This window comes from Pseudomonas wadenswilerensis (assembly GCF_900497695.1).
In the GTDB taxonomy this organism is placed as follows: Bacteria; Pseudomonadota; Gammaproteobacteria; order Pseudomonadales; family Pseudomonadaceae; genus Aquipseudomonas; species Aquipseudomonas wadenswilerensis.
On record NZ_UIDD01000001.1, the window covers coordinates 387184 to 399474 of the forward strand.

Below are 12291 nucleotides of genomic sequence, written 5' to 3' on the forward strand. Positions count from 1 at the left end.
CAATGAGTGCACCCAGCCCCGACTCCAGCGGCAAGATCCGCATGAATCCGCCGGTTTTCTACTTCGCGGCGAGCTTTATCCTGATATTCGGCCTGGTGGTCATCAGCAATCCGCAAGCCGCTGGCGAGTGGCTGCTGGCGGCGCAGAACTGGGCGGCCAACACCGTTGGCTGGTACTACATGCTGGCGATGACGCTGTATCTGGTCTTCGTGGTGGTCACCGCCTTGTCTGGCTACGGCAAGATCAAGCTCGGTGCCGACCACGACGAGCCCGAGTTCAGCTACCTGTCCTGGGCCGGCATGCTGTTCGCAGCAGGCATCAGCATTACTCTGTTCTTCTTCTGTGTCTCCGAACCCCTGACCCACATGCTCCAGCCGCCGCAAGGCGAGGCCGGCACGGTCGAGGCTGGGCGCCAGGCGATGCAGCTGCTGTTCCTGCACTGGGGCCTGCATGGCTGGGGCGTGTTCGCCTTTGTCGGCATGGCCCTGGCGTATTTCGCCTACCGGCACAACCTGCCGCTGGCCTTGCGTTCGGCGCTGTATCCGCTGATCGGCAAGCGTATCAACGGCCCGATCGGTTACGCCGTGGACGGCTTCGGCATCATCGCCACGGTGTTCGGCCTGGGCGCCGACATGGGTTTTGGCGTGTTGCACCTCAACTCTGGCCTGGACTACCTGTTCGGCGTGCCGCATACCCAGTGGGTGCAGGTGATCCTCATCACCCTGATGATGGGCGCGGCGGTCGCCGTGGCGGTTGCCGGGGTCGAGAAGGGCGTGCGGGTGATGTCCGACATCAACATGTTCCTGGCCTGCGCGCTGCTGCTGTTCGTGCTGTTCGCCGGGCCCACCCAGCACCTGTTCAATACCCTGATCCAGAACCTCGGTGACTATCTCGGCGCCTTGCCGCGCAAGAGTTTCGATGTCTACGCCTACAACCAGGCCAATGAGTGGCTGGGCGGCTGGACCGTGTTCTACTGGGCCTGGTGGATTGCCTGGGCGCCGTTTGTCGGCCTGTTCATTGCGCGGATTTCCCGCGGCCGGACAATCCGCGAGTTCGTCTTTGGCGTGCTGCTGATTCCCCTGGGCTTCACCCTGGCGTGGATGTCGATCTTTGGTAACAGCGCGCTGTTCCAGGTGCTCGAACACGGCATGACCGCGCTGGGCCAATCGGCCCTCGACAACCCGTCGATGACCCTCTATTTGTTGCTGGAAACCTACCCGTGGAGCAAGGCAGTGATTGCCGTCACGGTGTTCATCAGCTTCGTGTTCTTCGTGACCTCCGCCGACTCCGGCACCGTGGTGCTCTCGACCCTCTCTGCACGTGGCGGCAACGCCGACGAAGACGGTCCGAACTGGCTGCGGGTGTTCTGGGGCGCGATGACCGCGCTGGTGACCAGCGGGTTGTTGTTCGCCGGCAGCATCGATTCGCTGAAGTCGGCGGTGGTGCTCACCTCGCTGCCGTTCTCGGTGATCCTGCTGTTGATGATGTGGGGCCTGCACAAGGCGTTCTACCTGGAATCGCAACGGCAGATCGCCCAGCTGCATTCGCTGGCACCGTTCGCCAACTCACGGCGTGGCCGTGGTGGCTGGCGTCAGCGTTTGAGCCAGGCCGTGCACTTCCCGTCACGCGATGAGGTGTATCGCTTCATGGATGACGTGGTGCGCCCGGCGATTGCCGAGGTGACCCAAGTGTTTGGCGAGAAGGGTCTGCATGTCATCACCCAGGAAGACCCGAGCCACGACAACGTCAGTTTGAAGATCGGCCATGGCGAAGAGCAGCCGTTCATTTACCAGGTGCAGATGCGCGGTTACTTCACCCCGTCATTTGCCTTGGGGGGCCTGGGTACCCAGGAACTGAAGAACCGCCGCTACTACCGTGCCGAAGTGCACCTGAGCGAAGGCAGCCAGGATTACGACTTGGTTGGCTACAGCAAGGAGCAGATCATCAACGACATTCTCGATCAGTACGAGCGGCATATGCAGTTCTTGCACCTGGTGCGTTGATTTTTCTGGCCCCATCGCTGGCAAGCCAGCTCCCACAGGGTTTTGTGGGAGCTGGCTTGCCAGCGATGGTAGCGCCGCGATGGATCTTTAAAACGGCGCGTCCCCCAGAATCGTCGCCCGGTGCATCACCCGCCGCACCGGCCGGTAATCATCCACCGCGTAATGCTGGGTCACGCGGTTATCCCAGAACGCCACGTCGTTTTCCTGCCAGCGCCAGCGAATGGTGAACTCCGGACGGGTCGCGTGAGCGAACAGCAGCTTGAGAATTGCCTCGCTTTCAGCCTCGCTCAGTTCGTTGATGCGGGTGGTGAAACCGTCGTTGACGAACAGCGCCTTGCGCCCGCTCACCGGGTGAGTACGGATCACCGGGTGCGACAACGGCGGGTTGTTGCGCCGTGCCGCTTCCCAGCGCGCCAGGTCTTCAGGGGTGGTACCGAAGCGCTCCAGCGGAAACGACTTGGTGAAGTCATGGGTCGCGGTAAGGCCAGCAAGCAGCTGCTGCAGCGGTGCCGACAGCGCCTCGTAGGCAGCGATGCCACTGGCCCACAAGGTATCGCCGCCGTAGGCCGGCAGCTGCTTGGCACTGAGCACGGCACCCAGCGCCGGGGTCGGCAGGAAGGTCACGTCGGTGTGCCAGATGGCGTTGTCGCGCACGTCGGTGACGGCGGTATCGAGCACCAGCACCTGTGGGGTTTCCGGCACATTCGGGTAGATCGGATGGATATGCAGGTCGCCAAAGCGCGCGGCAAATTCGGCCTGCTGCTGCGGGTTGATCGGCTGGTCGCGAAAGAACAGCACCTGATGCTTGAGCAGTGCCTGTTCGATGGCGTCGCGTTGTTCTTGGCTGATTTCGCGGCTGAGGTCGATGCCGCTGATCTGGGCGCCGAGGGCAGGGCTCAGCGGGGTAATGGTCAGGCTCATGGTTGTTCTCTATCCGTTGTCAATGGCTCTGGCCGTGCCAGGGCACCAGCTTGCGCTGCAGGGCGCGCAGGCCCATCTCCAGGGCGAAGGCAATCAGCGCGATCACCAGGATGCCCAGCACCACCACATCGGTTACCAGGAACTGCGCCGCCGACTGGACCATGAAACCCAGGCCGCTGGTGGCGGCGATCAGCTCGGCCGCCACCAGGGTCGACCAGCCGACACCCAGGCCGATGCGTACGCCGGTGAGAATGTCGGGCAGGGCGCTGGGCAGGATCACATGGCGAATCAGTTGCCAGCGCGTGGCCCCCAACGACTGCGCCGCGCGCAGCTTGGTGGGGTCGACGGTACGCACGCCAGTGGCGGTGGCAATGGCGATCGGGGCGAAGATCGCAAGATAAATCAGCAGCACTTTCGACAGCTCGCCGATGCCGCACCAGATCACGATCAGCGGCAGGTAGGCCAGGGGCGGAATCGGCCGGTAGAACTCGATCAGCGGGTCGAGAATGCCGCGGGCGATACGGTTATGGCCGATGGCAATACCGATCGGAATCGCCGTGACGATCGCCGCAGCGAGGGCCAGGCCAATACGTTGCAGGCTGGCGCCCAGATGCTGCCACAGGGTGGATTCCATGTAGCCCTGGGTCAGTAGCAACCAGGCCTTGCTCAGCACCGCTTCGGGTGAGGGCAAAAACAACGGCTCGATCCATTCGGCGGCGGTAACCGCCCACCACACCAGCAACAGCGTGGCCAGGGTCAGGGCGCTGATCCAGCGGGTGCTCAGACTGCGCCGGGGTTTGCTCGGCGTGGTTTGGCTGGCGGCGCGTTTGGCCGCTACCGGGACATCCAGGCTGCTCATGCAGACTCCTGCCGCGTCGCGGCACTGCGTTGGGAGAACACCCGGGCCAGCACGTGCTCGCGGGTTTCGATAAAGCGCGGGTCGGACTTGATCGAGCGGGCCGGCTCGCCGGCGCTGTAGCGCTGGCCGAAATCCAGTTGCAGGCGTTCGACGATCTGCCCGGGATTCGGCGCCAGCAACACCAGTTCGGTGGCGAGGAACACCGCCTCTTCAATGTCGTGGGTAATCAGGAACACCGGTTTGGCGGTGCGCTGCCAGACTTGCAGCAGCAACTCCTGCATCTGTTCACGGGTAAAGGCATCCAGTGCGCCAAACGGCTCGTCCATCAGCAGCACACGCGGGTCGGCAGCCAGCGCCCGGGCCAGGCCCACGCGCTGCTTCTGGCCACCGGACAGCTGCCAGATTCGCCGGCTGGCAAAGTCCGCCAGGTCGACCAGGGCGAGCATCTCGCGGGCCTTGCTTTCCCGCTTGGCGCGCGGTACCCCGGCCAGTTCCAGGCCGAAGGCAACGTTGGCCAGCACATCCTGCCAGGGCAGCAGCGCATCATCCTGGAACACCACGCCGCGCTCGGCGCCGGGGCCTTGCACCGGGACGCCGTCGAGGGTGATACGGCCGCTGCTGGGCGCCACGAAACCGGCAATCAGATTGAGCAGCGAGGTCTTGCCGCTGCCCGAAGGGCCGAGGGCCACCAGCAATTGCTGCGGGCCCAGGCTCAGGTTGATGTCGGCCAGCACCGGCTCGGCCGCGCCGGGGTACTGTGCGCTGATGCGCTCCAGTTGTAACAGGGCCATGGTCTGCTCCGAGTCTCAGTTGGCAATGAATTTGGCGCTGACGTAAGGCGCATAGTCCGGCAGCACCGCTTCGACCTTGCCTTGCTCCTTGAGGAAGGTAGCGGTGTCGGTGATTGCCTGGGTGGTCGGTGCGCCCAGCGCTGCAACCTGGTCGGCGGCCAGCGGGAACACGTTGCCTTGCAGCAGGCCAGGGATATCAGCCGCCTTGGCGCCGGAGAGCTTCACCAGCTTGTCGACGTTGCTCTTGTTCGCCAGCCACGCTTGCGGGTCTTTGCGGTAGTCGGCGTAGGCATCCAGGGTGACTTTGGCGAAGGCCTTGACGATCTCCGGGTGCTTGGCCGCGAAGTCCTTGCGCACGATCCAGGCGTCGAAGGTCGGTGCGCCTTTGTCGGCCAGCTCACCGGAGGTGATCAGTACCTTGCCGTTTTCCTTGGCCACGCCCAGGGCCGGGTCCCAGACGTAGGTGGCGTCGATGTCACCGCGCTTCCAGGCGGCGATGATTGCCGGTGGTGCGAGGTTGAGGATCTGTACCTTGGCCGGGTCGATGTTCCATTGCTTGAGCGCAGCCAGCAGGCTGTAGTGACCGGTGGAGACGAACGGTACGGCGATCTTTTTGCCAATCAGGTCCTGCGGCGAGTTGATGCCGGCGCCATCGCGGGCGACCAGGGCTTCGGCAGCGCCAATCTGGGTGGCGATCAGGAAGGTTTCCACCGGCAGCTTGCGGGTCGCGGCCGCGGCCAGCGGGCTGGAACCGAGGTAGCCGATCTGCACATCGCCGGAGGCCACGGCGGTGATCACGTCGGCACCGCTGTCGAACTTGCGCCAGTCGATGTCGGCTTTGCTGGTTTTCTCGTAGGTACCGTCGACCTGGGCGACTTTCGCCGGGTCCACGGTGGTCTGGTAGGCCACCGTCAGGTCGGCCGCCTGGGCAAACCAGCTGGTGCCGGCCAGGGTCAGGGCGGCGAACAGGCGCAGGGGAGCATGCAGGGTCATGGTGAACTCCTTGTCAGGCGGGCGGTTGTGTTGGTGTGGAATAAGACTAGATGATCTAAGAAAGTTAAAATAAATAACTTTTTTGCATTAGCTTAGGAGCCAATTGATTTATGGCTCTGCAAATGAGGTGGTTTCATCGTGGGGCAAGCCCACTCCTGCAGGTCCTTGTGGGAGCGGGCTTGCCCCGCGATACGATCTCACTGAATAAACTTGGCGCTCACGTACGGCGCGTAGTCCGCCAGTACCGCTTCGACCTTGCCCTGTTCCTTGAGGAACCGCGCGGTCTCGCCAATCGCCTTGGGCGTCTGGCTCTGCAGCAACTGCGGCTGCGCCTGGGCATCGGGGAACGCCGCCCCGGCCAGCAACTGCGGAACATCTGCCGGATTGGCGCCGGTCAATTTGGCGATCTTCTGCACCGGTACCGAGTCGCTCGTCCACTGCGCCTTGTTGGCAGCGTAGTCGGCAAATGCATCAAGGGTGACCTTGGCGAACTTGCTCACCACCTCAGGATGCTTCTCGGCAAAATCCTTGCGCGCTACCCACACTTCGAACGTCGGTGCACCCCAGCCGCCAACCTCGGCGGCGTCGGTGAGCGTTTTGCCGGTCTTGCGGATTTCGCCCAATGCCGGCGACCAGACAAAGGCACCGTCGATGTCGCCACGTTTCCACGCTGCGGCGATTTCCGCTGGTTGCAGATTGACCACCTTGACCTGACGGGTGTCGAGGTTCCAGTGCTTGAGCGCACCAAGCAGGCTGTAGTGCGAGGTGGACACGAACGGCGTGGCGATGGTCTTGCCGACCAGGTCCTGCGGGCTGTTGATGCCGCTGCCGTTGCGCACCACCAGTGCTTCGGCGGCGTTGATCTGCGCCGAGACGATAAACGCCACGATCGGCAGCTTGCGCGAAGCGGCAGCGGCTAACGGGCTGGAGCCCAGATTGCCAATCTGTACATCGCCAGAGGCAAGCGCGGTGACCACTTCCGGGCCGCTGTTGAAACGGCGCCAGGCGATCTTTTCACCGATGGCCTGTTCATAGGCGCCGTCGGCCTGGGGCACTTTGCTCGGGTCGATGCCGGTTTGGTAGCCCACCGTCAGTTCATCGGCCTGGGCGACAAAAGTGATGCTGGTCAAGGCCAGGGCATAAAGGAAACGCAATGATGGTCTGGCCATGAGGGGCTGCCTTGTCGAAAGGGGAAGGTTCGTCAAAGCTAAGCGATCTAAAAAACCGCTTCAAAATACCCTTTAGGAATTAGCTTATGTGCCGATAACGGCAGCGGAGAAAAATTCGGATCATATTCCGTAATAATCTGAAAAATTACGAAATAAGTCTTTTTGGATTTATAGGATTGTCATTATCCTTCACCCCCACCGCTGGCGCATTAGACCAAAGTAGTGAAATGAATAGTTACGATTGACTAGACGGTCACCCTTTGGTGCTAATCGCCAATCGACGTCGAGCGGGACACAAAGATCCTGCCGTAAGCGACACACAAGAATTAGAACGTAGAGGAGCAAAACATGTACAAGTCCACCTTGGCACTTGCCGTGGCCGTTGGGGTTCTGGCCCAGCAGGCGGGTGCTGCCGGTTTCGTTGAAGACAGCAAGGCAAGCATCACTGCCCGCAACTTCTACATCAACACCGACAACCGTAGCGGCACCGCTGACCCATCCAAGACTGAAGAGTGGGGCCAAGGCTTCATTTTCAACTTCACCTCCGGTTACACCGAAGGTACCGTCGGCTTTGGTGTCGATGCCATCGGCCTGCTGGGCATCAAGCTCGACTCCGGTCGTGGCACTGCCTACAACAAAACCAACGGCAGCACTGGCGGTACTGTATTCCCGAGTGAAAGCAACGGCCGTGCTGTCGACGATTTCGGCAGCCTGGGCCTGACCGGCAAGGTCAAGTTCTCCAAGACTGAAGCACGCCTCGGTACGCTGATGCCGAAGCTGCCGGTCGTGACCTACAACGACGGTCGACTGCTGCCGCAAACCTTTGAAGGTGGTCAGGTCACTTCGAACGAAATCGAGAACCTGACCTTGATCGGCGGTAAGCTGGAGCACGCCAAAGGTCGTAACTCCACCAATAACGACTCGCTGTCGATTGCAGGTGCCAACAGCCGTACTGGTCAGCGCAGCAACGCCTTCTACTACGCCGGTGGCGACTACAAGGTCACCAAGGACCTGCTTGCCCAGTACTACTACGGCAACCTGGACGACTTCTACAAACAGCACTTCCTCGGCCTGACCCATAACTGGGCGCTGCCGGTCGGTAGCCTGAAGTCCGACCTGCGTTACTTCTACAGCGATTCCGATGGCAAGAACGCCAGCACCGAAGGCCGCCTGGCTGGGTACAAGGCGTCTGGTTATCAGAACAACAACGGCGAAGTGGACAACCGCACCTGGAGTGCGATGTTCACCTACAGCCTGCAAGGTCATGCGCTGAGCGCTGGTTACCAGCGTGTCAACGGCACCAGTGACTTCCCGTTCCTGAACCAGGGTGATGGTGCTTCGGCCTATCTGATCACCGACCGTCAGATCGGCAAGTTCCAGCGTGCCGGCGAGCGCACCTGGCTTGCGCAGTATGCCTATGACTTCGCTGCGGTTGGCCTGCCGGGCCTGACCACCTCCGTGGTCTACCTCAAAGGTACCAATATCAATGCTCCGGGCAGCGACCGTTCCGAATGGGAGCGCGACTTCTCCCTCGGCTATGTTGTACCTGAAGGTACCTTCAAAGGCCTGGGCCTGGCCTGGAAGAACGCTTCGCTGCGTTCCGACGCAGTCAACCAGCGTGACCAGGACGAAAACCGTCTGATCCTCAGCTACACCCTGTCGATCCTGTAAGTCGGCAATCAGAGCCCGTCCCGCATTTGTGCCGGGCGGGCTTTCTTTTGCCTGTTTTTTGATATCCCTTTTTGATCTAAATAAATCGATATTTATTCTTTTTAATTTTACGAGTAAGCAGGCACAGTGAAGCCATAACGAACCCAGCCAAGGAGCCGCACCATGAGCCTCAGACTCGGCGATATCGCCCCCGACTTCGAACAGGATTCCAGCGCCGGCAAGATCCGCTTCCACGAATGGCTGGGCGACAGCTGGGGCGTGCTGTTCTCTCACCCGGCCGACTTCACCCCGGTGTGCACCACCGAGCTGGGTTTCACCGCCAAGCTCAAAGAGCAGTTCGCCGAGCGCGGGGTCAAGGCCATCGCCCTGTCGGTGGACCCGGTGGATTCGCACCACCGCTGGATCGAAGACATCAACGAAACCCAGAACACTGTCGTCAACTTCCCGATCCTGGCCGATGCCGATCGCAAAGTCTCCGACCTCTACGACCTGATTCATCCCAATGCCAGCGATACCCTGACGGTGCGTTCCTTGTTCGTTATCGATCCGAACAAGAAGATCCGCCTGACCATCACTTATCCGGCCAGCACCGGGCGCAACTTCCACGAGATCTTGCGGGTGATCGATTCGCTGCAGCTGACCGACAACCACAAGGTCGCCACCCCGGCCAACTGGCAGGATGGTGACGAAGTTGTGATCGTGCCATCGCTCAAGGACGAAGACGAAATCAAGCGCCGCTTTCCCAAGGGTTACCGGGCGGTCAAGCCGTACCTGCGCCTGACCCCGCAACCCAATCGTTGATCTTTAGCCATAGCAGGGAACTCGGGCCGTTTTACGGCCCTTTTTTTATTCCCCCCAATACCTGTAGGAGCGGTCTTGCCCCGCGATGCTCTCATAGCTCTTAAAGGAATAAACAAATGAAAAAATATGATTTATCGATATATGTATCAAGCTGTTAAGGTCACTTCACTCCAGCGAGAACTCCAACTCGCGGCCCTCTAGAACACGATCAAGGATGCGTTCCAATGCTGGTTGTTTCTCTCGGTGGTAGTCCCAGTCTGCGTTCCCGCTCCGGTGTCCTGCTTGAGCGCAGCCGCCAGTGGCTGCAAGGCCAGGGCGTGGAAGTGGTGACTTTCCAGGTGCGGGATTTTCCGGCCGAAGACCTGCTCCATGCACGTTTCGACAGCCCCAAGGTGCAGCACTTCCTGCAATTGGTAGAACAGGCCGATGGCCTGGTGGTTGCTACCCCGGTGTACAAGGCCTCGTTCGCCGGTGCGCTGAAAACCCTGCTCGACCTGCTGCCCGAACGCGCCCTGAGCCACAAGGTGGTGCTGCCGATCGCTACCGGCGGCAGCATCGCCCATATGCTCGCCGTGGACTACGCGCTCAAGCCGGTGCTGTCGGCACTCAAGGCCCAGGAAACCCTGCAAGGGATCTTCGCCGACGACAGCCAGATCGCCTACGGCGAAGGCAGTGCCGCCGCGCAACTGGCGCCGGCCCTGGAGCAGCGTCTGCTCGAATCCCTGGAACTGTTTCACAGCGCCCTGGCGCGTCGACCCAAACCGGTTGCGCCGGGCGTGTTGAATGAACGTCTGCTCAGTGCTCGCTGGAGCATCTGAGGCGTATCACCCGCTACCTGTAGTTCCCACCTTACTCGCCCGCCAACGGGCAAGCAGGTGCAGCCTGAACCCCAACAGCAAAGGAGAGCGCTATGCGCACTGTCATTTTGCGTCGTGGTCTGGTCGCTCTGTTTGCTGCGGCTGTGTCCTTCGGCGCCATTACTCAAGCCCAGGCCGAAAGCCTGCGTATCGGTTACCAGAAGTACGGCACCCTGGTGCTGCTCAAGGCCAAGGGCACGCTGGAGAAGCGCCTTGCCGCTCAGGGCGTGCAGGTGCAATGGACTGAATTCCCCGGTGGCCCGCAACTGCTCGAAGGCCTGAACGTCGGCTCGATCGACTTCGGGGTGACCGGCGAGACGCCGCCGGTGTTCGCCCAGGCCGCTGGCGCCGACCTGCTGTATGTCGCCTACGAACCGCCAGCGCCGCACAGCGAAGCCATCCTGGTGCCCAAGGGCTCGCCAATCCAGTCGGTCAAGGAGCTCAAGGGCAAGAAGGTCGCGCTGAACAAAGGCTCCAACGTTCACTACCTGCTGGTCCGCGCCCTGGAAGACGCCGGCCTCAAGTACAGCGACATCCAGCCGGTATTCCTGCCGCCCGCCGATGCCCGCGCCGCCTTCGAGCGTGGCAGCGTCGATGCCTGGGTGATCTGGGACCCGTACCAGGCCGCTGCCGAGCAGCAGTTGCAGGCACGCACCCTGCGTGACGGCGAGGGCATCGTCGACAACCATCAGTTCTACCTGGCGACCAAGCCCTACGCGCAGAAGCACCCTGAAGTGATCAGCGCCTTGGTCGATGAAGTGCGCGCAGTGGGCGAGTGGTCCAAGGCCAACCCGCAGGAAGTCACCGACCAGGTCGCGCCGCTGCTCGGCTTGCCCGCCGACATCACCCAGACCTCGGTCAAGCGCCAGGGCTACGGCGCCGCCTTCCTCACCCCGGAAGTGATCGCTGCCCAGCAGAAGATCGCCGACACCTTCAAGACGCTCAAGCTGATTCCCAAGCCGTTGAGCATCAAGGACGTGATCTGGACACCGCCGGCCAAGGTCGCCAGCGCCCCTTGACGATTTGCCCGCGCCGGGGCGCCGCCCCGGTCTGCGCCACCCCTAGGAGACAACTCCAATGAGCCTCAACGTATTCTGGTTTCTTCCAACCCATGGCGACGGCCATTACCTTGGCACCGCCGAAGGCGCGCGCGCCGTCGATCACGGCTACCTGCAGCAGATTGCCCAGGCGGCTGACCGCCTCGGCTTTGGCGGTGTGCTGATCCCCACCGGGCGTTCCTGCGAGGACTCCTGGCTGGTCGCCGCTTCGCTGATTCCGGTGACCCAGCGCCTGAAGTTCCTGGTAGCCCTGCGTCCGGGGATCATCTCGCCGACCGTGGCAGCGCGTCAGGCGGCGACCCTGGATCGTCTTTCCGGTGGTCGTGCCTTGTTCAACCTGGTCACCGGTGGCGATCCGGAGGAGCTGTCCGGTGACGGCCTGTTCCTCAGCCACGAAGAGCGCTACCAGGCCTCGGTGGAGTTCACCCGCATCTGGCGCCGGGTGCTGGAAGGCGAAACCGTCGACTACGACGGCCAGCACATCCAGGTCAAAGGCGCCAAGCTGCTCTATCCGCCGATCCAGCAGCCGCGTCCGCCGCTGTACTTTGGTGGCTCTTCGGAAGCGGCCCAGGACCTGGCGGCCGAACAGGTCGAGCTGTACCTGACCTGGGGCGAGCCACCCGCCGCGGTTGCCGAGAAGATCGAGCAGGTGCGTGCCAAGGCCGCCAAGCAAGGCCGTAGCGTACGTTTCGGCATCCGCCTGCACGTGATCGTGCGTGAGACCAACGCCGAAGCCTGGCAGGCCGCCGAGCGCCTGATCTCGCACCTGGACGACGACACCATTGCCCGCGCCCAGGCCTCGCTGGCGCGCTTCGATTCGGTCGGCCAGCAACGCATGGCCGCGCTGCACGGCGGCAACCGCGACAACCTGGAAGTCAGCCCCAACCTCTGGGCCGGTGTCGGCCTGGTGCGCGGCGGTGCCGGTACGGCCCTGGTCGGCGATGGCCCGACCGTGGCCGAACGGGTCAAGGAATACGCGGCGCTGGGTATCGACACCTTTATCTTCTCCGGTTATCCACACCTGGAAGAGTCGTACCGGGTGGCCGAGCTGCTATTCCCGCACCTGGACGTGGAGCGCCCGCAACTGCCGCAAAGCGGTGGCTACGTGAGCCCGTTCGGCGAGATGGTCGCCAACGACATCCTGCCCAAATCCTCGGCGCAGCGCTGA

General features: G+C 62.2%; 11 protein-coding genes. 6 read left to right on the forward strand and 5 right to left on the reverse strand.

Annotated features, from left to right (window positions below; all coding sequences use genetic code 11):
• Window positions 1-2: 2 nt before the first annotated feature.
• The gene (gene betT / locus CCOS864_RS01895; RefSeq protein ID WP_115084825.1) at window positions 3-2003 is read left to right on the forward strand and encodes a choline transporter BetT; all 2001 of its coding nucleotides are present in this window, start codon (window positions 3-5) and stop codon (window positions 2001-2003) included.
• An 87-nt stretch (window positions 2004-2090) separates the two neighbouring features.
• Here the strand turns inward: betT and tauD are convergent, their stop codons facing one another.
• From tauD to tauA (CCOS864_RS01920), 5 genes are all read right to left on the reverse strand, one after another.
• Complete coding sequence (gene tauD / locus CCOS864_RS01900; protein ID WP_115084826.1) at window positions 2091-2924, reverse strand: taurine dioxygenase; 834 nt, start codon at window positions 2922-2924, stop codon at window positions 2091-2093.
• A gap of 19 nt (window positions 2925-2943) precedes the next feature.
• Complete coding sequence (tauC, locus tag CCOS864_RS01905) at window positions 2944-3783, reverse strand: taurine ABC transporter permease TauC (protein ID WP_115084827.1); 840 nt, start codon at window positions 3781-3783, stop codon at window positions 2944-2946.
• Entirely contained in the window at window positions 3780-4574 is a 795-nt protein-coding gene (tauB, locus tag CCOS864_RS01910) for a taurine ABC transporter ATP-binding subunit (RefSeq protein WP_115084828.1), read from the reverse strand. Before tauB ends, tauC begins: the two co-directional genes overlap by 4 nt.
• Before the next feature lie 15 nt (window positions 4575-4589).
• A complete protein-coding gene (gene tauA, locus CCOS864_RS01915; RefSeq protein ID WP_115084829.1) occupies window positions 4590-5567 on the reverse strand; it encodes a taurine ABC transporter substrate-binding protein in 978 nt (325 codons plus the stop codon).
• A gap of 197 nt (window positions 5568-5764) precedes the next feature.
• Window positions 5765-6736, reverse strand: coding sequence for a taurine ABC transporter substrate-binding protein (gene tauA, locus CCOS864_RS01920; protein WP_115084830.1), 972 nt, complete (start codon window positions 6734-6736; stop codon window positions 5765-5767).
• Between the two features lie 348 nt (window positions 6737-7084).
• Between tauA (CCOS864_RS01920) and CCOS864_RS01925 the strand changes: the two genes are divergently transcribed.
• The 5 genes from CCOS864_RS01925 (at window position 7085) to ssuD (ending at window position 12291) form a co-directional block, all read left to right on the forward strand.
• Window positions 7085-8407 carry an OprD family porin gene (locus CCOS864_RS01925; protein WP_115084831.1) on the forward strand — a complete coding sequence of 441 codons (1323 nt, stop codon included), beginning with the start codon at window positions 7085-7087 and terminating at the stop codon, window positions 8405-8407.
• Window positions 8408-8569: 162 nt separating this feature from the next.
• Entirely contained in the window at window positions 8570-9208 is a 639-nt protein-coding gene (locus tag CCOS864_RS01930; RefSeq protein WP_045201153.1) for a peroxiredoxin, read from the forward strand.
• Between the two features lie 224 nt (window positions 9209-9432).
• Window positions 9433-10026, forward strand: a complete 594-nt coding sequence (gene ssuE, locus CCOS864_RS01935) for an NADPH-dependent FMN reductase (RefSeq protein WP_115084832.1) — start codon at window positions 9433-9435, stop codon at window positions 10024-10026.
• Window positions 10027-10118: 92 nt separating this feature from the next.
• Entirely contained in the window at window positions 10119-11084 is a 966-nt protein-coding gene (locus CCOS864_RS01940; protein ID WP_115084833.1) for a sulfonate ABC transporter substrate-binding protein, read from the forward strand.
• Between the two features lie 58 nt (window positions 11085-11142).
• Entirely contained in the window at window positions 11143-12291 is a 1149-nt protein-coding gene (ssuD, locus tag CCOS864_RS01945) for an FMNH2-dependent alkanesulfonate monooxygenase (RefSeq protein WP_115084834.1), read from the forward strand.